21 protein-coding genes are annotated in these 19,569 nt (G+C 69.4%); 12 read left to right on the top strand and 9 right to left on the bottom strand.

The genetic code is table 11. The features are described 5' to 3' along the window. Positions 1-13: 13 nt before the first annotated feature. The 7 genes from LX88_RS20680 (at position 14) to LX88_RS20650 (ending at position 9,949) form a co-directional block, all read left to right on the top strand. The gene (locus LX88_RS20680; RefSeq protein ID WP_258949425.1) at positions 14-3,310 is read left to right on the top strand and encodes a non-ribosomal peptide synthetase; all 3,297 of its coding nucleotides are present in this window, start codon (positions 14-16) and stop codon (positions 3,308-3,310) included. Next, complete coding sequence (locus LX88_RS20675; protein WP_258949424.1) at positions 3,310-4,134, top strand: thioesterase domain-containing protein; 825 nt, start codon at positions 3,310-3,312, stop codon at positions 4,132-4,134. Before LX88_RS20680 ends, LX88_RS20675 begins: the two co-directional genes overlap by 1 nt. Continuing rightward, on the top strand, positions 4,131-5,267 hold the full coding sequence (locus LX88_RS20670; protein WP_258949423.1) for an acyl-CoA dehydrogenase family protein: 1,137 nt from the start codon (positions 4,131-4,133) through the stop codon (positions 5,265-5,267). Before LX88_RS20675 ends, LX88_RS20670 begins: the two co-directional genes overlap by 4 nt. Then, the gene (locus tag LX88_RS20665) at positions 5,264-6,220 is read left to right on the top strand and encodes an acyl-CoA dehydrogenase family protein (protein WP_258949422.1); all 957 of its coding nucleotides are present in this window, start codon (positions 5,264-5,266) and stop codon (positions 6,218-6,220) included. Before LX88_RS20670 ends, LX88_RS20665 begins: the two co-directional genes overlap by 4 nt. A 42-nt stretch (positions 6,221-6,262) precedes the next feature. After that, positions 6,263-7,639 carry an aspartate kinase gene (locus LX88_RS20660; protein WP_258949421.1) on the top strand — a complete coding sequence of 459 codons (1,377 nt, stop codon included), beginning with the start codon at positions 6,263-6,265 and terminating at the stop codon, positions 7,637-7,639. 145 nt (positions 7,640-7,784) lie between these two features. Then, entirely contained in the window at positions 7,785-9,224 is a 1,440-nt protein-coding gene (locus LX88_RS20655; RefSeq protein WP_258949420.1) for an MFS transporter, read from the top strand. Positions 9,225-9,337: 113 nt separating this feature from the next. Then, complete coding sequence (locus tag LX88_RS20650) at positions 9,338-9,949, top strand: CGNR zinc finger domain-containing protein (RefSeq protein ID WP_258949419.1); 612 nt, start codon at positions 9,338-9,340, stop codon at positions 9,947-9,949. Between the two features lie 17 nt (positions 9,950-9,966). Here the strand turns inward: LX88_RS20650 and LX88_RS20645 are convergent, their stop codons facing one another. Both LX88_RS20645 and LX88_RS20640 read right to left on the bottom strand, forming a co-directional pair. Next, positions 9,967-10,560 carry a GNAT family N-acetyltransferase gene (locus LX88_RS20645; protein ID WP_258949418.1) on the bottom strand — a complete coding sequence of 198 codons (594 nt, stop codon included), beginning with the start codon at positions 10,558-10,560 and terminating at the stop codon, positions 9,967-9,969. A gap of 123 nt (positions 10,561-10,683) precedes the next feature. Further along, positions 10,684-12,030, bottom strand: a complete 1,347-nt coding sequence (locus tag LX88_RS20640; protein ID WP_258949417.1) for an FAD/NAD(P)-binding protein — start codon at positions 12,028-12,030, stop codon at positions 10,684-10,686. A gap of 29 nt (positions 12,031-12,059) precedes the next feature. Between LX88_RS20640 and LX88_RS20635 the strand changes: the two genes are divergently transcribed. Continuing rightward, positions 12,060-12,257, top strand: a complete 198-nt coding sequence (locus LX88_RS20635; protein ID WP_258949416.1) for a hypothetical protein — start codon at positions 12,060-12,062, stop codon at positions 12,255-12,257. Here LX88_RS20635 and cysC read toward each other — a convergent pair. After that, positions 12,235-12,837, bottom strand: a complete 603-nt coding sequence (gene cysC, locus LX88_RS20630; protein WP_258949415.1) for an adenylyl-sulfate kinase — start codon at positions 12,835-12,837, stop codon at positions 12,235-12,237. The genes LX88_RS20635 and cysC overlap by 23 nt on opposite strands. Before the next feature lie 299 nt (positions 12,838-13,136). On the opposite strand from cysC, the gene LX88_RS20625 reads away from it, so the two are divergent. The 4 genes from LX88_RS20625 (at position 13,137) to LX88_RS20610 (ending at position 15,332) form a co-directional block, all read left to right on the top strand. Beyond that, positions 13,137-13,898, top strand: coding sequence for an inositol monophosphatase family protein (locus LX88_RS20625; protein WP_258949414.1), 762 nt, complete (start codon positions 13,137-13,139; stop codon positions 13,896-13,898). Positions 13,899-13,982: 84 nt separating this feature from the next. After that, positions 13,983-14,330, top strand: coding sequence for a VOC family protein (locus LX88_RS20620; protein WP_258949413.1), 348 nt, complete (start codon positions 13,983-13,985; stop codon positions 14,328-14,330). A 55-nt stretch (positions 14,331-14,385) separates the two neighbouring features. Next, positions 14,386-14,814 (top strand): cellulase family glycosylhydrolase, encoded by a 429-nt coding sequence (locus LX88_RS20615; protein ID WP_258949412.1) that lies wholly within the window; start codon positions 14,386-14,388, stop codon positions 14,812-14,814. Positions 14,815-14,882: 68 nt separating this feature from the next. After that, positions 14,883-15,332 (top strand): HIT family protein, encoded by a 450-nt coding sequence (locus tag LX88_RS20610; RefSeq protein WP_258949411.1) that lies wholly within the window; start codon positions 14,883-14,885, stop codon positions 15,330-15,332. A gap of 34 nt (positions 15,333-15,366) precedes the next feature. Here the strand turns inward: LX88_RS20610 and LX88_RS20605 are convergent, their stop codons facing one another. The 6 genes from LX88_RS20605 to LX88_RS20580 form a co-directional block, all read right to left on the bottom strand. Further along, entirely contained in the window at positions 15,367-15,807 is a 441-nt protein-coding gene (locus LX88_RS20605; protein ID WP_258949410.1) for a copper resistance CopC family protein, read from the bottom strand. Continuing rightward, positions 15,804-16,406, bottom strand: coding sequence for a DUF1775 domain-containing protein (locus LX88_RS20600; RefSeq protein WP_258949409.1), 603 nt, complete (start codon positions 16,404-16,406; stop codon positions 15,804-15,806). The genes LX88_RS20605 and LX88_RS20600 overlap by 4 nt, the downstream gene beginning before the upstream one ends. Before the next feature lie 65 nt (positions 16,407-16,471). Further along, complete coding sequence (locus LX88_RS20595; protein WP_258949408.1) at positions 16,472-17,056, bottom strand: hypothetical protein; 585 nt, start codon at positions 17,054-17,056, stop codon at positions 16,472-16,474. Between the two features lie 11 nt (positions 17,057-17,067). Then, positions 17,068-17,499, bottom strand: coding sequence for a hypothetical protein (locus LX88_RS20590; RefSeq protein ID WP_258949407.1), 432 nt, complete (start codon positions 17,497-17,499; stop codon positions 17,068-17,070). A gap of 247 nt (positions 17,500-17,746) precedes the next feature. After that, positions 17,747-18,445 carry an esterase/lipase family protein gene (locus LX88_RS20585; RefSeq protein ID WP_258949406.1) on the bottom strand — a complete coding sequence of 233 codons (699 nt, stop codon included), beginning with the start codon at positions 18,443-18,445 and terminating at the stop codon, positions 17,747-17,749. Between the two features lie 214 nt (positions 18,446-18,659). Further along, on the bottom strand, positions 18,660-19,433 hold the full coding sequence (locus LX88_RS20580; protein ID WP_258949405.1) for a DeoR/GlpR family DNA-binding transcription regulator: 774 nt from the start codon (positions 19,431-19,433) through the stop codon (positions 18,660-18,662). Between the last annotated feature and the right edge of the window lie 136 nt (positions 19,434-19,569).

Here is a 19,569-nt window from a genome sequence, read left to right as displayed (position 1 = left end):
GGAGAGCGAGATCATGACCACCCCACCCAAAGGCGGCAACGTCGACGAGATCAAGCGCGCTTTGCTGGAGAAGAAGGTTCGCCAGCGCGTGGCCGAGAAGGCCGAGAAGGAACGGATCGTCGCCGTCCCCCGCACGGACAAGATGGCCATCGCCGAGCAGCAGCGGTTCCTGTGGTTCCTGCACCAGATGGTCGCGGGCGCCCCGGTCTACAACGTGCCGTTCGCGATGCGCCTGCGCGGAGAGCTGGACATGTCCGCCCTCTCCGAGGCGTTGCGCGGCATCGTCACGCGGCACGAGAGCCTGCGCACCCGGTTCGGCGACGAGCACGGTGTGCCGTTCCAGACCGTCGACCCGCCGCCCGAGACGTGGGAGCTTCCGGTCACCGAGGGCACCGAGGAGTCCATTCAGGACTGGATCGACGAGCACGTGCGCGAGGAGTTCGACTTGCGCAACCATCCGCCGTACCGGTTCGGCCTGCTGCGCCTGGGCCCAGAAGACCACGTGCTGTCCATCGTCTGGCACCACATCGTCATAGACGGGTGGTCGTCGCGCCAGTTCGCCGAGGAGTTGACGGCCCGCTACGAGGACCCGAAGGGTGCGGAGTTCCCCGAGCTGACGCTCCACCCCGCCGACTACGCGGCGTGGCAGCGGCTCTGGCTGCTCAGCGAGGAGCCGACCAAGCAGATCGACTACTGGCACTCCGCCGTGGACGGGATGGAACCGCTGGAGTGGCGCAGCGACCACCAGCGTCCGGCGGCGCCGACCGGGGCGGGGCGCATCTACGAGACCCGCCTGCCCGACGACCTCGCGCGCGGCATCCGCGATCTGGCCCGAGCCGAGAACGTCTCGCTGCTCGCACTGACGATGGCGGCCTACCAGGTCGTCCTGGGCCGCTACACCGGTCAGGATGACATCGCGCTCGGATCGGTCCTCTCCGGACGGACGCGCTCCGAGACCGAATCCATGATGGGGTTCTTCGCCAACACGGTGATCATCCGTGGCAACCTCGAGGGCAACCCCACGTTCCGCGACCTGGCGCGGGCCGCCAACAACGACGTCCTCGAGGCGATGGCGAACCAGGACGTGCCGTTCGGCCGCCTGGTGGAGGAGCTCAAGCCGGAGCGCGTGCCGGGACGCAACCCGGTGGTCGCGCACCTGTTCACCCTGCTGCCGGAGCCGATGATCGCGCGCTGGCGCTTTCCCGGCGTCGAGGTCGAGATGCTGACGCCGCAGCCGGAGACGACCCGGTTCGACCTCACCTTCCAGATCAACGACCTGCCGGACGGCGGGCTCGGGGTGTGGATCGAGTACTCCTCCGAGCTGTTCGAGCACGAGAGCGTCGAGAGGCTGATCCGGCACTTCACCACGGTCATGACCGATGCGCTGAGCAGGCCGGACGCTCGGTTGGACGCGCTGACCATCATGTCCGACGACGAACAGCGGCGCACTCTCGCCGAGTGGAACCCCGAGCCCGGCGAGCGCGACGAGCGCCTGCTGCACGAGCTGTTCGCGGCGCGCGTCGCCGAAGCGCCCGACGCGGTCGCGATGCGCTTCCAGGGCGAGGACCTGACCTACGCGCAACTGGACGAGCGGTCCAGCAGGCTGGCGCACGCGCTCGCCGACGAGTTCAAGGTGGGTTCTGGCAGCGTAGTCGGTGTGCTGCTGGAGCGCGGGTTCGACCTGCCGACCGCCGAGCTCGGCGTGCTCAAGGCAGGAGGGGCGTGGCTGGCGCTCGACCCGCAGTACCCGCCGGAGCGGCTGGCCTACCAGCTGGGTGACGCCGACGTGGCCGCCGTGGTGACGACGTCGGACCTGGCCGACAAGGTGCCCGCCGAGACGGGGCGGATCCTGTTGGACTCGGATGCGCTCGACGGGCGGGAAATCACGCCGCCTTCGGTGAGCGGGGCGCAGGAGGACGCGGCCTACGTCATCTACACGTCGGGCTCGACCGGCACCCCCAAGGGCGTCCTCGTCCCCCACCGGGCCGTGGTGAACTTCTGCACCACCTTCCAGCAGATGTTCTCGGTGACGCCGGACGACCGCATCCTGCAGTTCTCCAACCCCGCCTTCGACGTCAGCGTGTCGGACGTGTTCTCGACGCTGACGGCCGGCGGGACCATCGTCGGCGCGCCGCGCCCCGACCTGCTCGACCCGGAGAAGCTCCAGGCGCTGCTGGCCGAGGAGCGGGTGACGATGGTGGACATCCCGCCCGTGGTGCTCGGGATGCTCGACCCGGCGAAGCTGGACGACCTGCGGGTGTGCTTCATCGGCATGGAGCCGTTCGGCCCCGAGCTGGTCAACCGGTGGAGCAAGCCGGGGCGCGAGTTCCACAACGGGTACGGGCCCACCGAGGTCACCATCACGTGCGTCGACTACCTGTGCCCGCCGGAGCCGATCGACGGGATGCCGCCGATCGGCCGGGCGATGGCCAACCAGCGCGCCTACGTGCTGGACAGCGGACTGCGGCCGGTGCCGGTCGGCGTCCCCGGTGAGCTCTACATGGCGGGCGCCGGTCTGGCCATCGGCTACCTCGGCAGGCCTGACCAGACCGCCGAGAAGTTCCTGCCCGACCCGTTCGCCCCGACTCCGGGCGAGCGCATGTACGCCACCGGCGACCTGGTGCGCTGGAACACCGACGGCAACCTGCAGTTCCTGGGCCGGGTGGACCGCCAGGTGAAGCTGCGCGGCCTGCGGGTGGAGCTCGGCGAGATCGAGCACGCCATCGAGAGCTTCGAGGGCGTGCGGCAGTGCGTCGTGACCGTGCACGACTCGGGCACGCCCTCGGCCTGGCTGGCCGCCTACGTCGTCGGCGAGTTCGAGCCGGACGCGCTGCGCGAGCACCTCACCGGGCGACTGCCCCAGCACATGGTGCCCAACGACTACGTGCGGCTGGAACAGCTCCCGCTGACCTCGACCGGCAAGGTCGACCACGCCCAGTTGCCCGACCCGCGTCCCGACGGCGGCGTGGTGAAGGTCGAGCTGTCGACCGAGACGGAGCGCCGGATCGCCGACATCTGGCAGAGCCTGTTGAACCTCGAACCCGGCAGCGTCGGTGCGCAGGACAACTTCTTCGTCCTCGGCGGGAACTCGCTGCAGGTGACGCAGATGATGTCGCGGGTTCGCGACGCCTTCCAGGTGACGCTCGACCCGCGGCGGCTGTTCAGCTACCCGTTGCTCAGCCAGTTCGCCGAGAAGGTCGACGAAGCGCAGCGCGCACTGCTGGGTGACGACGAGGTGGCACAGCTGGAAGCCCAGATCGCCGACATGTCCGAGGAGGAGATCGACCGGCTGCTGAGCGAGCGGAGCTGATGAACGGCCCGCGGCCACGCACCCTGGAGGAGAAGCGTCGCGCGCTGCTGCGGCTGCGGTTGCGGCACAGGCAGGAGGAGGTCCTCGCACAGCGCGGAACCTCCCCTGCCGCGCCGGCGCCGGACTCCGATCAGCAGGGGGCGTCACCCCTCGTGCCGCTCAAGTCGACCGGCACTCGTCCGCCGCTGTTCCTCGTGCACGCGGTGGGCGGATCGGTGGCGCCCTACGTCGCGCTGGCCGCACTGCTGGGAGACGACCAGCCCGTCTACGCGCTGGAGGATCCCGCTCTGGGCGGCGGCCCGGCCGAAGCGCGGTCGCTGCCCGACATCGCGGCCGCCTACCTGGCAGCGGTCCGCGAGGTCTGCCCACGAGGACCGCTGCGCCTCGGTGGCTGGTCGGCGGGCGGAGCGGTGGCGCTCGACATGGCGCGCCAGGACGGTGACGTCGAGGTGGTGCTGGTGCTGGACACCGGCATCCCCGACGCACCGTCCACCCCCCGCGACGACGAACTGCACGCGTGGTTCGACGCCGACGTCGCAGAAATGGGCGCAGGACTGGACGAGGCCGAACTAACGGAGCGGTACCAGGTGTTCGCGGGCAACGTGCGCGCGTTCCTGAGGTACCAGCCGCCCCGCGTGGACGCGCGGGTGGTGCTGCTGCACACCGACGAGCACTCCGAGCCGGGGTACGTCGAGCGGTGGCGCGCCCTCGCTGATGTCGTCCGCGTGGTGCCGGGCGACCACTACACCATGCTCCGAAACCCCCACATCGAGGCGCTTGCGGAAGCGATGCGCGACGAACTGAGCGAGGTGGATGCACGATGATGCCGACCTTCACACCGGAACAGGAAGAATTCCGGGAAGAGGTCTGCGAGCTGCTGTGCGAGGACGCGGTGCGCGACGAGATCGCGCAGGCACGGCGGGCGCCGTTCGGGCAGGAGCCCGGGTTGCTCGACGTACACCGGCGGCTGGGCAAGCTCGGCAGGCTCGCGACCAACTGGCCCGAGCGCTACGGCGGAGCGGGTCGAACGATCGTGGACAAGGCGATCCTCACCGAGGAGATGATCCGCCACGGCGTGCCCGAGAACGTGCACTCGCTGGGCATCGACATCGTCGGGAACGCCATCCACCTGTTCGGCACGGAGGAGCAGAAGGAGCGGTTCCTGCCGGGCCTCGCGCGCGGCGAGATCACCGCCAACGTGCTGTTCAGCGAGCCGGATGTCGGATCGGACCTGGCGTCGCTGACGACGCGCGCGGAACCGGACGGCGAGAACTGGCGCCTGTACGGCCGGAAGATCTACAACATGAAGGCCCAGCACAGTGATTTCGCGCTGTGCGCGGCCCGCACGTCGACCGGCCCGGTCAACTTCTCCGGGATCACGCTGTTCCTGGTGCCGCTCAAGAGCATCGGCATGATCATCGAACCGGTGTGGAACCTGTCCGAGGAGCGGTTCGACCTGGTGACGCTCGACGGGATCCGGGTCGGCGCCGAGGACGTCCTCGGCGAGGTCGGCGACGGGTGGCAGGTGTTGAACGACGTGCTCCCCTTGGAGCGCACCGGACTGGATCACTCCGCGAAGGCGGAGCGCACGCTGACCGCGCTGCGCGAACACGCGCCGCCGGGGTGCGAGGAACGTCTGGCGGAGCTGGAGACGCGGGTGCGAGCGGCGCGGCTGCTGGCGTGGCGGTGCATCACCGACCTGCACGAGGGCCGGCCCGACAAAGTGCACTCCGCGACCGCCAAGTGGTACACGTCCGAGACCGCCAAGGCGTTGTCCGTGGCGGCGGTCGAACTGCTCGGACCGCGGGCACTGCTGGACGCACGCGATCCCGAGGCGATCGCCGAGGGCCTGTTCGACGCCTCGCTGCGGGAGGCGCCGGGGCTCACGCTCGCCCAGGGTTCTTCGGAAATCATGCTCTTCTTCGTCGCCGGAGCGAAATTGGGGTTGCCGTCATGAGCGGAATGGACACCGCGGCGATCGCGGACTTCTTCGACGATGAACTGGCGCCGATGGTGCGCCGGATGGCCGATCGGCCGCGCACGGGAGAGGACAGCGCGGAGAGTGAAGCCCGCGAGATCCGCAAGATGGTGTGGCAGGGTCTGATCGGCCTCGACGCGCTCGACGCCTCCGACACCGCGGAGCTGGCGGAGCTGCTCGGATCGGTGCTGTACCAAGGGCCGCTGCTCGACACGATCACCGCGCGGGAACTCCTGCCGGACAACGACATCGGCGAGGCCCCGGTAGCGCTGGCGGTCACGGACGAGCCGTGGTCCGTTCAGGACGACCGGATCACCGCGCGGCGCGCGTTCGTGGGGTTCGCGGCAGAGGTGGACCACTTCCTCGTGGGCGGTGTCGACGGAGGCGGACTGCGCTTGGCGCTCGTGTCCGCCGGCCACCCGTCCATCACGATGCGGCGGTACGAGGACACAGGCCGGGGCGAGGCGTATGGGGTCGAGTTCGCGGGCACGCCCGTGACCACCTGCGCCGGCTCCTCCGCCGAATGGGAGGGGGCGCTGGCCAAGGCGCGGGTGCGCCAGGCGGCGTACCTGGTGGGTCTTGCCCAGGCCGCGCTCGACCACGCCGTCGACCACGCCAAGACACGCCGCCAGTTCGGCCAGCCCATCGGCAAGTTCCAGGCGCTGGCGTTCCGGCTCAGCGAGCTGTCCATGCACATCGACGCGACGCGCCTGCTGGTGCGCGACCGCGACGCGGCCGCGCACGCGGCGGCCAATCTCGCGGCGGCGTCGGACCTGGCCCGCACCGTCACGACGCAGACCATGCAGATCCACGGCGCCGCGGGCATGCTGACCGACAACGACGCCCAGCTGTACTACCGGCGGGCGGCGGTTGAGGCGGTGCGGCTGGGCACGCCGTCCCAGCTGCGACGCGAGAGTTCACAGACGCGATGACGGGGGCCGTGGCGACAGGGGAAGCTCTTGCGGGGTAAGCCGATGAACCTGGTAGTACAGAAGTACGGCGGAACGTCGTTGTGTGACGCGAACAAGATCAGGCACGCGGCGCAGCGCATCGCCGCCGAGGACAGATACGTGGTCGCCGTTGTCTCCGCGATGGGCAGCACCACCGACACCATGCTCAACCTGGCACACGACATCACCGACAGCCCACACGCTCGCGAACTGGACGTCCTGCTCAGCACCGGTGAACGAGCCTCTGCCGCGGCGCTCGCCCTGGCGCTGCACGAGCTGGGCGTGCCCGCCCGCTCGTTCAGCGGCCGCGACGGCGGCATCCTCACCGACGGGGTGCACGGCAGCGCAAGCATCGTCAGCGTCGACGCCGTCAGGATCCGCGAATGCGTCCACTCCGGCATCGTCCCCGTGGTGACGGGTTTTCAGGGTGTCGCCACGGACACCGGCGAGCTCACGACCCTGAGCCGAGGCGGCTCCGACACCACAGCCGTGGCCCTGGCCGCAGCGTTGGGGGCCGAGGTGTGCGAGATCTTCACCGACGTCGAGGGGGTGTTCACCGCCGATCCGCGACACGTCGCCGAAGCCCGCAAGGTGGACCACCTCTCCTACGGGGACATGGCCGAGCTGGCCGCCCACGGCGCCGCGGTACTCGCCCATCCCAGCGTGGAGTACGCCAGGAACCACCGTGTTGCCCTCCACGTCCGCCCCAGTGCGACCCACGCCGCCGGGACGTGGGTGACCGGCTCCCACCCGATCCCGCCCGATGGCGAGCGGTTCACCGCGGTCGGCATCGCCCACCAGACCGGCCGGCTGTGCGGTCAACTCGACGGGGTCGACCCCGTCGCCCTGACCGCGATCACCGCCGCGCTGGCCGATCCGGTGCTGTCCGCGGAGATCGTCGACGACGCGACCGCCGGATCGGCCAGCGCCGCTCGTCCGCTGCGGTTCATCGCACCGGCCGCCAACCGGCACGAGGCCGAGCGGGTCCTCGCCGACCTGCACGCCGCCGGCGCCTTCACCAGGCGCCACTGGTCCGGGCCGATGGGGAAGGTGTCGTTGGTGGGCCGCGGGCTCCCCGCCCACCACAACGAGGTGCGAAACCTCGTGGTGGACACGCTCAAGACGCACCGCACCTCCGTGCAGGACATGACCGTCCATTCGCGACGGATCTCCATCACCTGCGCCGAACACGACGTGTTCAACGTGGCAACGCAACTCCACCGCACGTTCCTGCCCCCGGCGCCTGCGCAGACGACTGGTCCCGCACAGGAGACCGCACAACCGCGCCGAAGCCCCGATGGGGCCACGTGGAACGAGAACGCGGCTGCGCCGAGACCGGCCCTGGATGCGGAACTTCCCCGCCTGCGTGATCGACTCGCGACCCAGCGTGACAGTAGGTAACCTTAAATGGTGCTTTTAAAGGTTACCCATCGCCCCGTGGCGCTGTGCCCGTCGTGTGCGGGAATCATGCCGCGCTCCGGGATCGCCTCGGCCTGATCGAGTTCTCGCTCGAACTGACGGTCGACAGAAGCGAAAGGAATCTGGCATGGCGGAAGCGTCGTCCCGCACGGCTGAGAAGGGCGAGAACAAACTCGGATCCCGGCAGTTCTGGCAGCTCACCGTCATCTGCGGCACCCAGTTCTTGATCGCGCTCGACTACTCCATCATCAACGTCGCCGCCCCGAGCATCAGCGAAGGGCTGAACTTCGCCTCCGGGGGCGGCGTCGCATGGGTCCTGTCCGCCTATCCACTCGCTTTCTGCGGCTTCCTCCTCCTCGGGGGAAGGGTCGCCGACCTGTTCGGACGGAAGCGGGTGTTCATGTGGAGCCTCGTCGGCTTCGTCCTCGCTTCGCTGGTCGCTGGCCTCGCCTGGTCACCGGCGGTCCTCATCGCGGGCCGCGCCCTGCAGGGTGTCGCCGCCGCCTTCGTCGCCCCGGCGGGTCTCGGGCTCCTCCAATCGGCCATCCCGGAAGGACCGCAACGAGACCGCGCTCTCGGCATCTACGGATCGGCGCTGTCGGCGGGATTCGTCTCCGGCATGGTCCTCGGTGGTGTGCTCACCGAGTTCGCCGGCTGGAGGTCCGTCTTCCTGATCAACGTGCCGATCGTCCTGGTCGCCTGGCTCCTCGCCAGGGCCTACCTCGACGAGAGCCGGGACTCGCGCGCATCCCGCAACCTCGACTTCGCCGGCGCGGCCTTGGCGACCACAGGCATGGTCGCCTTCGTGTTCGCCCTCACCGAAGCGGGGAAGTACGGCTGGTTGTCGGCGCCGATCCTCGTGGCCGCCGCGATCGCGGTGCCCGCCGTCGCCCTCTTCCTCCGGGTTGAGTCCCGAAAGGACAACCCGCTCGTACCGCTCTCGATCTTCCGCGTGTCCGCCATCGGCCCGGCCAACCTGGTCAACATCCTGCTGATCTGCTCCTACGGCGGGATGCTGTTCATCCTCACCCTCTACCTCCAGCAGCACCTCGGCATGGGCGCGCTCCCGACGGGTCTGGTGTTCTCGGTCTCCGGAGCGATCGCGATCGTCACCGGTATCTACGCGAGCAAACTCACCGAGCGGTTCGGGCTGTACCGCGTTCTCCTGGTCGCGATCATCATCGAGACGCTCGGCATCCTGGTCATGGTGGGCCTCCCGGAGGGGCACGGGCTCACCCTCGTCCTCATCGGCACCTCCGTGAACGCCTTCGGCCACATCATCGCGCTGATCACGACGAGCATCGCCGGCACGAACGGCGTCGACGAGGGCAGGCAGGCCACGGCGGGCTCCCTGATCAACGTGTCCCAGCAGTTGGGGCTGGCCGTGGGCGTGGGCGTTCTGACCTCGGTGGCGGCGCACTTCACCACGATCTCCGGTGGGGCGGGGGCACCCGGCGCCGTCCTCGTGGGCTGGCGCTGGGCACTCTGGTTCGCGGTCGGGTTCGCGGTCGCGGCGATCATCGCGACCGTCCTCTTCCGGAAGCGCTTCCAGGGAGAGGTCCAGTAGATCGGGTGGGAGTGCCGTGTGGGCCCGGTCGCGCACCCGGCCCACACGGCCACGCCGAAGGCCGGCACCGGCCTTCGTGGCCTGAAACCGGGAAACCACATACGATTGGTTCAATGGTCACCGTCATCACCGCACGGGCCCGGTCACCCTGGCAGGCCGCCCACTTCATCGGCGGCCACCTGGTGCTGGACCTCACGAACACCGTCTTCGACCGGATGCACCCGGTCGAAGACGGTGAGTTGGTGAAGTCACCCTCGGACGTCCTGGCCTGGTGCGCCTCCGCAGGGCTGTTCGAGGAGGCGCCGACGTTGGCGGAGGCATCCGCGGCTGATCTCGTCCTGGAGTTCCGAGCCGTTCGCGAACAGGTGTGGGCCGTGTTCAACGCGGTGGCGCGCAACGAGGAAATGCCTGCCGAGCCTCTCGGCGCGCTGCTGGAACGGGCCGGAACGGGCGTGGGAGCCGCGCGAGTGCAGCAGATCGACGCCTCACTCGATCGCTTCGTCGCGGACTGGGCGGCACCGGGAGCGATCCCCTCGATCTTGTCCCTGCTGGCGGTTCAGGCGCTGTTCTCCCTTCCGCCCGAACGGATCAGGGCGTGCGGCAGGTGCGGCTGGCTGTTCCTCGACTCCTCGCGGGGCCGACGCCGCCGCTGGTGCAGCATGAGCACCTGCGGGAACCGCGAGAAGGCGAGTCGCCACCGCCAGGTCGAACGCGCCGCGGGCTGACCGGCCGTCCCCTCGCGTCAGGTGCCGGAACGGAGTTTCCGCCGCATGATCGGCCGATCGCCACGCGGGCGGGCGATCTCGGAGAACTTCGCGTCGAGGAAGGCACTGGCGATCCCGGTCATCGCCGTGTCCGCGCCTGCGCGCTTCCCCTTGGCGGGCTCGATCGGATAGCCCTCGGCGATCTTGTAGCCCGCGGATGCCGCGTAGTCGCAGACCGCCTCGAGGACGTCCGGCAGCAAGCCGGAACCGCGGTGCTTCTTGTGCACCAGGACGCACGCGATCGCGCAGACCGGCTCGTCGTCGATGTCCGAGAGCAGCGGCGAGCGCTCGAGCCGTGGAAACGAGTCCCGCGGTCCGAGCGAGCACCATGCCACCGGCTCGTCGTCGCGGTAGACGAGGACGCCGGGCGGCTGCTTGCGCTGGGAGAGGCGTCGCATCGCCTTCTTGTTCCCCTCCCCCTTGCCCTCCATCCACTCCGCGATGGAAAGCCGCCAGTGCATGCACCAGCATCCGCGGGCGCCGCCGTTGTCCCCGAGAACGGTCTCGAAGTCGCTCCAGGTCTTCTTGGACAGCTCTTTGACGGTCAGGGAGTCGGACGCCTTCTCACCCATCGGTGCACCTCGACCTGACGTTGGAGGGATTGACGACGCGAGCGCGAGCCCGGCCGCGCGATCTCGGCGGGTACCCCGCCCGCGACCGCGAGATGGTTCTTGATTTGCCCGTAGATCACCGGCCTAAACCGGCGGCGTCGGGAGAGCGGTCACGGTCGACGCGATGCGGGCTGCCTGCGCCCGGATCTCCGGCACGGCGGTGCTCTCGAACAGCTCGCCCCGGCGCAGCGCGCCCAGGGTGAAGATGCGGCTCGGTTCTCCCCGCCGGTCCAGCATGCGGCCGTCGCCACCGGTCCGCACGCCCAAGCCGACCAAGTCGGGGTGTGCCGTGCCGTCCGCCAGCAGCCGGTGCACCAGCGGATCGCCGACGTCCCGGCGAAATCCGGTGGTGTTGAGCAGCCACCCCACCCGCAGTGTCCGCGTGGCGGCGGGTCCTCCGGCCAACTCGACGTCGAAGCCGTCGCCGGTGGGCCGGACGGCCGTGACGCGGCCCCGATGCAGGCGCAGCCGTCCTGCGCCCAGCAGCGCGTGGACGCGCCGGTGGGTGGCGGGCGCGGCGCGGTGGCGGTGCACGTCCCAGTAGCGGTCGACCCGGTCCAGGAAGCGCTGCCGGTCGGCCACGTCGAGCTGTTGCCACAGGCGCGGCGCGTGCGGGCGCAGCCGGTCCACGAAGTCCCGCCAGCGGTCCGGGTCCGCGGCCACGCAGCGTCGTGCGAAGCCCAGCAGATCACCCAGCGAGCCGATACGCTGGGGCGGCTCCGGCGCGGACGGCGGGCCCGGCGGACCGGGACGATGCGGCCGCGGCAGCAGACCGTGCCGGGACACCGCGTGCACCACCGAGTCGGGGCTCTTCCGGGTGATCGACACGGCCAGGTCCATCATGGACAGTCCGGTGCCGAGAACCAGGACGGTTGAGCCGTCGGCGACCTCGAGCGGCCCGGCCCACGGATCCACCACGTACCGCAGTGAGTCGTCGGGCAGCATGTCCGCCAGCGGGTCGCCGCTGCCCACACCGGTTGCCAGGACAGCGAAATCCGCGCGCATCGACCCGTTCCTGGCGAGTTCGACGGTCACGCCGTTGCCGTCGGCGGCGAGACCGGTCGCGGTGTCGGTGACCCGCCGCACCACCGCGGAGCGGCCGGCGGTCCGCTCCTGCTCGGACAACGCCTCGGCCAGGTAGCGACCGTAGTCGCCACGCGGCAGGAACGTCCCGGCATCGACCGCACGGCCCTGTGCCCGGCTCCACCGCACGAAGTGGCCGGGGTCGTCGGCGAGGGCGCTCATCTTGCCGGCCGGGGTGTTCAGCAGGTGCGCGGGGTCGGCGGTCCGGTACGCCTTGCCCGGCCCGAACTCCCCGCTGCGGTCGACCAGGACCAGTTCCAGGCGGATCGCGGCGCGGAGCAGGTGCACCGCCGCCAGCGTGCCGCTCGCGCCCGTGCCGACGACCACGACCCGCGTCCGGTCACTCATCACCGTTTCCTTCGGTCACCGAGGACACCGTGTCGCCCGCAGTGCCGGCGGCGAGCGGCCACCGGGTGCACCATGACCTCGAACTCCTTGTCGGAGAACAACAGCGCGGGTTCGTCGAACCCGCGGCGACCTCGCGCAGGACCTGGCCGACCCCGGCCTCCGGCCGGGTGACGCCGGCGAAGGCCAAGTCCTTCGTCGGCGCGCTCATCGCAGCACTACCTCCCTGATGTCCGGCTCACGGCTCTCCTGCTCGCAGCGCTCCAGGGCGCGTTCGATCATCTCCAGGCTCTCCTCGATACCGGTGTCGGCGGTGTTCACGCGCACGTCTGGCGTGGCGGGCGCCTCGTAGACGTCGCTCACCCCGGTCATGCCATCGACTTCGCCGTTCTCGGCCTTGGCGTACAGGCCTTTCACGTCGCGTTCGGCGCACACCTCGACCGGCGCGTGGACATGCACCTCGACGAACGTCAGCCCGGCGTCCTCGTGTTCGGCGCGGACTTCCGCGCGGGCGGTGCGGAACGGCGCGATCACCGACACGACGGTGAGCACGTCGTGCGAGGCCAGCATCGTGGCCAGCCGGCCGACGCGGCGGATGTTCTCGATCCGGTCTTCCTTGCTGAACCCCAGTTCGGGGAAAAGATCCCTGCGGACGGCGCCGCCGTCGAGGTGTTGCACGGGGCGCCTGCCCCGGAACCGGTTGACCAGCTCCCGCCCCAGGGTCGACTTGCCGGAGCAGGGCAGCCCTGTCAACCACAGCGTCGTGGTCACGGGAGACTCCCCCTTGTCGTCGTCGGCCGTCTTCAGCACGCCGATCACTTGTTCGGTTACCCGGCTCGTCCTGCGCCGAGTCGTCCTTCCGGGTGACCGGCGGTGCTCCGATGGCGTTACGCCGATCCGGTGAAGCCGCGTCGGGCAGGTAATCGCGCGACCCACTCCTCCAGGCGTTTCGCGGATGTGCGGTCCCACGGCAGGCGATCAGGAGGTGGAGGAGTACTTAGGGGCGGATCAGGCCGTCAACCCTCGGTCAGGAACGGGAACACGAGTCCGTCACCACTGCTGTGAAGGGATGGCCATGCGATTGGACTGCGCCGTAGGAGGGCTGACCTGTGGATGACCACGCGCTCGCCCGCCAACTCGCCGCGAAGGCCCGCGACATGCTGCTCCGGCTGCGCTGGGAACGGGGCGACCTGAAAGGCCGCGGCCTCGGCCAAGAGGGCGACCGGCAGGCGCACGTCCTGCTGGTCGACGCACTGCGCAAGCTGAGGCCTGACGACGCGGTGCTGTCCGAGGAGGGCATGCCGGCGGACGGCCGGGTCCCGGACGACGCGCGCGTCGGCAGGCTGTGGATCGTGGACCCGCTCGACGGCACCCGCGAGTACTGCGACCGCGAACGCAGCGACTGGGCCGTGCACGTCGCCCTCGCCGACGGAGGGGTGCTCGTGGCGGGGGCCGTCGCGCTCTCCTCGGGCCGCACGCACGACACAGCGTCGCCCGAGCCGCTGCCCGCTGCTCCGCACCGCGCCCGGCCACGCGTCGTGGTGAGCCGCAGCCACCGCCCGCCGCTGGTCGACGCCCTGACCGAGGTGATGGACGTCGACCTGGTCCCCATGGGCTCGGCGGGCGTCAAGGCCGTCGAGGTGTGCACGGGTGCGGCGGACGCGTATGTGCACGACGGCGGCCAGTACGAGTGGGACAGCGCCGCGCCGGTCGCGGTGGCGCGGGTGGCCGGGGCGCACACCTCCCGGATCGACGGCGCCCCGTTGCTCTACGGGAACCCGGACGCGAGCATCCCGGACCTGCTGATCTGCCGGCCCGAGCTGGCGCCCGCGCTGCTCGAAGCGCTGTCGGCGGTCCGTCGCGCCGCGTGACCCGAAGATCGGACTTGCCGCGGCAGCGCCGGCACCGGCGACTGCCGAGCGGCGAATGCGCGCACCCTCCCTTACCGTGGATTCATGGACCTCAGCTGGGGAGCGCTGACGATCGACTCCGAAAACCCCTTGGCTCTGGCCCGCTGGTGGGCCGAGTCATTGGGCTGGGAGGTCGCCTCGAAGAACGAGGAAGGTGTGGAGATACATCCGCCCGAGGCTCGCTGGGCCCGCCTGTTCTTCTACGCCAACTCCGATCGGAAAGTGGTCAAGAACCGGCTGCACCTCGACCTCTACGCCGATGATCTCGACGAAGCCCTCGCGAATCTGCTGGCGCGCGGGGCCAAGCGCGTCGACATCGGCCAAGGATGTCGGGCCGATTCGATCGTCCTGTGCGATCCGGAGGGCAACGAGTTCTGCCTGCTCTTGAACTGATCGTCGCTCGTGGGACATCCGCCCCACCTAGCTTCGGGACGGACCGCTCCGATCGGTGGTGTGGCGCAACAGCGGTCGCTGCCCGAGCGGCGGCCTCTCGAACGTCTGGGACGGCGACCCGTCCAACGACGAGGACTGCGGCTGGTGGGGTGGCAACCTGTCCAAGGCCGGTCAGTTCCCGGTGCGGCTGTCCGTGCCGGGGCGGCTGGTCTACTCCCCGCACGAGTACGCCACCTCGGTCTACAACCAGCCATGGTTCAGCGCGCCCGACTACCCGGCGAACATGCCGGCGATCTGGGACAAGTACTGGGGTTACCCGTACAAGCAGAACATCGCACCGCTGATGATGGGCGAGTTCGGCACCACGCTGGCCAACCCGGTGGACAAGGTGTGGCTGGAATCGATCACACGATGCGCAGCCTCGACCTTGTACTCAGCCGTGTACGACCGGCGCTTACGAGGAGGCATATGGACATCCTTTTAGCAGAACCGGCGGTCCTGCTAACTCGGTGTCCACTGCCTGGGGTGAACCTCACTGGGACTATTGCGCGCATGACACAGAACGCGGCATCGGCAGCGCAGGAGTGCATCTTCTGTGCCATTGTGGCGCGGCAGGCCGAGGCCAGTGTGGTGTACGAGGACGAGACCGTCGTCGCCTTCATGGACCTGAACCCCGTTACACCTGGCCATCTTCTCGTCGTGCCACGCGAGCACGCGGTGGGCCTCGAAGACCTCGATGGAGCCACGAGCGCTCACGTCTGGTCGGTCGGTCACAACATGGCGCGAGCCTTGCGACGTTCAAGCATGGGCTGCGAGGGGATCAACGTCCTGCTCTGCGACGGCGAAGTCGCCTTCCAGACGGTCTTCCACTTCCACCTTCACGTCATCCCCCGCTACGCAGGAGACGGATGGACCCTCAAGGCCGAGTCGCCGGAACGCGAGAGGTCGCTCCTCGACAGCGACGCACAAGCCATCAAAGACGCCATCGCGTCGACGGACTGACTCGACGAGATGCGGACACCCTCGTAGTGCGCGTTCAGCGGTGCGCCAGCCGGTAGGCCGTCGCGGCCACGCCGACGACGGTCGCTCCCACCACGAGCCACACCCACCACGGTGTCGCGGCCCTGCCCTGGAGCGAGAACCGGTACTCCCCCTTCACCTGCACGCCGTCCGGAGGTGTGAGCTCGTAGCTGACGAGGTAGTCGCCTGCCGGCATCGCGGGACGCAACGGAACTGTCAGCACGGTGTCGTCGGCACCGATCATCGGCTCGGACCACTGCTCGCCCCCGCCTGTCACGGCGATTGAGTACGGACCGGCACCGGCGATAGTCCGGTCAAAGGTCAGCCGGACGTCCCGCGGCGCCACCGAGATCGTCGAATTCGTGCCTGGGTCGGCGGTCAGCAGAGAGGGTGACGCCGAGGCCGGCGGCGTGAGGCAGAGGAACAGCAAGAACACCACGAGCAGCACGCGCGTCATGAGATCTCCTTGCGGCGGATGAGGACGAACCCGCCGACGGCCAGCAGCAGTCCTACGGTGAGCAGGCCCACCACCGCACCCCAGGGCACGTCGGAGGTGATCGTGGCGTGGTGTCCGTGCCTGGACGGCTCGGCGAGCGTGACCACCGGCGCGGGACGGTCCGGCTGGTCGTTCCACCTCACCGTGCTGCCGTCGGAGAGGACCTGGGTGGCGGGCAGCAGGACGTGGTCGGCGTCGGCGGGCAGGGGCCCAAGAGTGACGCCGAAGTCCTCGTAGTGCTCGTTCCCGCCGGGGATACCGCTGTCGGGCCGGGCGGTCCAGATGACCGCGGTGACCACACCGCCGTCACCGCGCTGCACTGCGGCGTCCCAGCCGGGGACGGGGCGGGTGCGGGCGGTCGTGACGCCGAAGGAAGGTGAGAGCGTGACTTCGAAGCGTGTGGTGGGCTGCGTTTCCTCGTTCGGCACGCGCAGCACGACGGTGCCGTGCCCGCCCTTCTCCGGCGGACTGTCCGGTGCGTGCGCGGTCACGTGGGCGGCGGCTGTGCCCATGCCCAGTACGAACAGCAGGGTCAGGCACGCGAGCGATTTGATCAGCATGGTGGGCCTCGCGGGTCGAGGGGCCCCGGCCGGAAGAGTGCCGGGGCCCCGGTGGACGATGGGACTCAGCAGACCGCGTTGACTTCCTCGGCCCTGATATCCCACGCCTGGCCCTTGGTCTGGCCGTCGACGCTGCCGTTCACGTACCAGTAGTAGTGACCGTAGTAGCGCTGGCCGAAGTGGATCTCCCACGTGCCGTTCACGCGCGACTTCTGCTTCGAGGCGAAGATGTTCACCTTCTTGCGGGGGTTGATCTCTTGGCGGATCTCGTCCGTCTTCGTCTCCGAGAACGACCACTCACGGGAGTAGTTCGCCTTGATGGACGCCTCGAAGATCTTCCCGAGCTGGACGCCGCCGCTGATCTCCACACCGAACGTGTTCTTCGTGCCGGTGGTCGCGGAGTAGTTGATGACCCTGGTCATCAGGCTGCTCGTGCAGTTGGTCCCGCTGCCCGCCAGCTCACGGGAGCCGCTGAAGATCTCCATGGCGCCGTTGGGCTTGAACTGGCAGTAGTCCGCACCCACGCACCTGTACATCAGTTCCTGCGTGGTCGGCTGGCCCTCGTGCGTGGCGTTCGCGGCCGGCAGGGCCGTGAACATGGCCGCGACCGCCATCGCCAACGCCGCCAGGACCTTGCTCCTGCTGATCATGTCGTGCTCCTTCAGCTCAGGCCGATCTGGGAGGTGCGGTACCCGGCGAAGGTGAGGTCCGGGTGGTTGCCTTGGAACGGGCCGTCGCGGTTGCCGTCGTTGCGGTAGAGCCACACCCAGCAGGTTGAGAACGCCTGCGCGGAGTTGACCCGGTTGCGCCAGGCACTGTCGTTGAGCGCCATGAAGTGGTCGACCTTGTCGTTCTTCGGGCACGGCTGCGGTACCCAGATGGTGAGCATGTCGCCGGTGTAGTCGGTACCGGTGTAGATGCGGGCACCGATGACGTCCGTGCTCTTGCGCACGCTGCTGGAACCGTTGCACCCGAACTTGCCCGTGCTGAACGAGAAGTCGCACTGCTGGGCCGCACTGGCCGTCCCCGCCGGTACCAGACCGAAGATCGCGGCACTCACGGCCAGTACGGCCGCGGCCCTCCGCGAAAACATCGTTTTCATACGACTGAACCCTTCTGTCGAACAGTTGCAGGGTGTCCGGCGCGAATCACCTGCCCCGCGGAAGATCCGTGACCCGAACAGCAGGCCGCAGTTCGATTCGCCGATTCCCGCCGGATCGGATCTCCGGTCACTCCGTCGACCGGAGATCCGGGGCGAACACTAGGAAGCAGAGGACGAAGTCCTCAACGGAAGTGCCGTCCACCGAAACAAGAACTCGCAGTTCTCCGTCGAATGCCGGTCAGGCTGCGGAACAGTCCAACGCGATCGCCCTGCCCTGCAGCGCGTCTTGGACCCCGCTGTAGACCGTGCCGTCGAAGGGCATGCCGAGATGGACCACAACGCGGTACGGGCACTGCGACTGGACCAGGACGTTCGTGGCGCCGTCGTTCATCCGGGCGTTGTCGATCGGTCGCACGAGCGCGTCGAAGCGGGTGTAGAGGTTCGTGTACCGCACCGCCCCGACCGTGTCGTCCCCGGCGTTCAGGCTGCTCAGGAAGTCAGATCCCACCTTCATCTGCTGGCAGGCGGCGATTCTCAGGCAGTCGCCACCGCCGAAGAAGTCGGCGATGTCCGCGGCGACGGTGCCGTAGTGGGGCGTGGAGAGGTTGACCAGGTTCGCGACCTCTCCCGCGCCGCCCTCGTTCTTCAGGTACCGCCGGGCGACCAGCCCGCCTTGCGAGTGCGCGACGAGGTCGACCCGACTTGCGCCCGTTGCGGCGCGGAAGTCGTCGGCGAACCTGTTCAGATCGCGTGCGGAGACGCGGATGTCGGCCGTTCCCAGGCCGGTGAGCGGGAAGACCGCCACCGGACGTCCGTCCGCGCGAAGGCGATCGACGAGCGGCTTGTAGAAGAACGCGGGACCGAACGTGCCCGCAACGACGACGACCGGGCGCGGGACCGAGGCGGCGGCCGGAAGCGCCAGAACTGCGGATGTCATCAGGAGAAGGGAAATGCAGACGGCGGAGATTCGTCGAACCACAAGGCCTCCCTGCCCTGGAACGAGAAAACGCCGGAAATCCCGCGCTCGGGGAGCACGGGAGGAACGAGATCGGCGAATGTGTTCCGGACGCTAACAAGGCTCGCCGGGCGGGAATGCGCTCGTTCCACTCAGCGGCACAAGCTGCCGCACCGCGGGAAAGCGCTTCGCCGGGTCAGGAGACGGCGAAGATCCGGAGCCCCGCGGCGCGCAGCGGCCCGGCCACCGCTTCGTCGAGGGCCCGGCTCGTGATGCACGCGTCGACGTGGTCCAGGGAACAGACCAGGTGCTCCCCCGGCGCGTCGAGGGCGTCGGGCGGGACGACGACGATGCCCCGCCGGGCGGCGAAAGCGGCACGGCGGCGGGCGAAGGCCTCGGGTTCGGTGCGCGCGAGGAGTCCGTCGACGCTGACGCCGGCACCGCCGAGCACGGCGAGGTCCGCGTTCGTCTCGGTCTCGCGGTCGGGCACGACGCGGTGGGTCGCGTCCAGCGTTCCTGCGGGCACGACGACGGTGAAGCGGTCGGAGTGACCCGCGAACGGCGCGAGAACGGGGAGCGACTCGGTGTGCACGACGATGCCGGACAGGTCGCGCCGGGAGACGAGCGCTTCCGCGACGGCCCGGATGCCGGTGGCGTGGTCGAGGACGATCGTGTCCCCGCTGCGGACGAATGCGGCCACCATGGTGCCCACGGCGGGGTCGGCCCAGTCCGCGCGCGCCGGTCGTGCCGGCGCGGTCGTGCCGGAGGTGGCCGCCGCTCCCCCGCGGACCCGGTGCAGCGCACCGCACTCCTCGAGCGATCGCAGGTCCTGGCGGATGGTCACCTCGGACACGCCGAGCTCGTGCGCGAGCGGTCGCACCTGGACGAACCCGAGCTGCCGGACCACGGCGACGATGCGGTGCCGGCGTTCGGTGACGGTGAGATCACCGGGTGCCTGCTCGGTGGCCACGACTCCTCCTCGCTCGCCGTGTCGTACCGGATCTTCACATTCGAAGGCGAGAATGTTGAAACCTAAATGTACACTGGGTGAGCGGCGGCTCCAGAACGCTCACAGCCCGTGGCGACGCCGGCCAGTGGCGAGGAGG

The organism is Lentzea californiensis, from assembly GCF_024648825.1.
GTDB lineage: Bacteria > Actinomycetota > Actinomycetes > Mycobacteriales > Pseudonocardiaceae > Lentzea > Lentzea californiensis.
This window is presented reverse-complemented; position numbering and strand designations above follow the sequence as displayed.

What these genes read in the sequence shown, in the direction of transcription:
- LX88_RS20645 (WP_258949418.1), bottom strand. Translation starts at nt 10,560, where the DNA reads ATGGGTGAGAAGGCGTCCGACTCCCTGACCGTCAAAGAGCTGTCCAAG.
- LX88_RS20650 (WP_258949419.1), top strand. Translation starts at nt 9,338, where the DNA reads ATGGTCACCGTCATCACCGCACGGGCCCGGTCACCCTGGCAGGCCGCC.
- LX88_RS20655 (WP_258949420.1), top strand. Translation starts at nt 7,785, where the DNA reads ATGGCGGAAGCGTCGTCCCGCACGGCTGAGAAGGGCGAGAACAAACTC.
- LX88_RS20670 (WP_258949423.1), top strand. Translation starts at nt 4,131, where the DNA reads ATGATGCCGACCTTCACACCGGAACAGGAAGAATTCCGGGAAGAGGTC.
- LX88_RS20595 (WP_258949408.1), bottom strand. Translation starts at nt 17,056, where the DNA reads ATGATCAGCAGGAGCAAGGTCCTGGCGGCGTTGGCGATGGCGGTCGCG.
- LX88_RS20610 (WP_258949411.1), top strand. Translation starts at nt 14,883, where the DNA reads ATGACACAGAACGCGGCATCGGCAGCGCAGGAGTGCATCTTCTGTGCC.
- LX88_RS20640 (WP_258949417.1), bottom strand. Translation starts at nt 12,030, where the DNA reads ATGAGTGACCGGACGCGGGTCGTGGTCGTCGGCACGGGCGCGAGCGGC.
- LX88_RS20590 (WP_258949407.1), bottom strand. Translation starts at nt 17,499, where the DNA reads ATGTTTTCGCGGAGGGCCGCGGCCGTACTGGCCGTGAGTGCCGCGATC.
- LX88_RS20680 (WP_258949425.1), top strand. Translation starts at nt 14, where the DNA reads ATGACCACCCCACCCAAAGGCGGCAACGTCGACGAGATCAAGCGCGCT.
- LX88_RS20665 (WP_258949422.1), top strand. Translation starts at nt 5,264, where the DNA reads ATGAGCGGAATGGACACCGCGGCGATCGCGGACTTCTTCGACGATGAA.
- LX88_RS20675 (WP_258949424.1), top strand. Translation starts at nt 3,310, where the DNA reads ATGAACGGCCCGCGGCCACGCACCCTGGAGGAGAAGCGTCGCGCGCTG.
- LX88_RS20620 (WP_258949413.1), top strand. Translation starts at nt 13,983, where the DNA reads ATGGACCTCAGCTGGGGAGCGCTGACGATCGACTCCGAAAACCCCTTG.
- LX88_RS20660 (WP_258949421.1), top strand. Translation starts at nt 6,263, where the DNA reads ATGAACCTGGTAGTACAGAAGTACGGCGGAACGTCGTTGTGTGACGCG.
- LX88_RS20600 (WP_258949409.1), bottom strand. Translation starts at nt 16,406, where the DNA reads ATGCTGATCAAATCGCTCGCGTGCCTGACCCTGCTGTTCGTACTGGGC.
- LX88_RS20605 (WP_258949410.1), bottom strand. Translation starts at nt 15,807, where the DNA reads ATGACGCGCGTGCTGCTCGTGGTGTTCTTGCTGTTCCTCTGCCTCACG.
- LX88_RS20585 (WP_258949406.1), bottom strand. Translation starts at nt 18,445, where the DNA reads ATGACATCCGCAGTTCTGGCGCTTCCGGCCGCCGCCTCGGTCCCGCGC.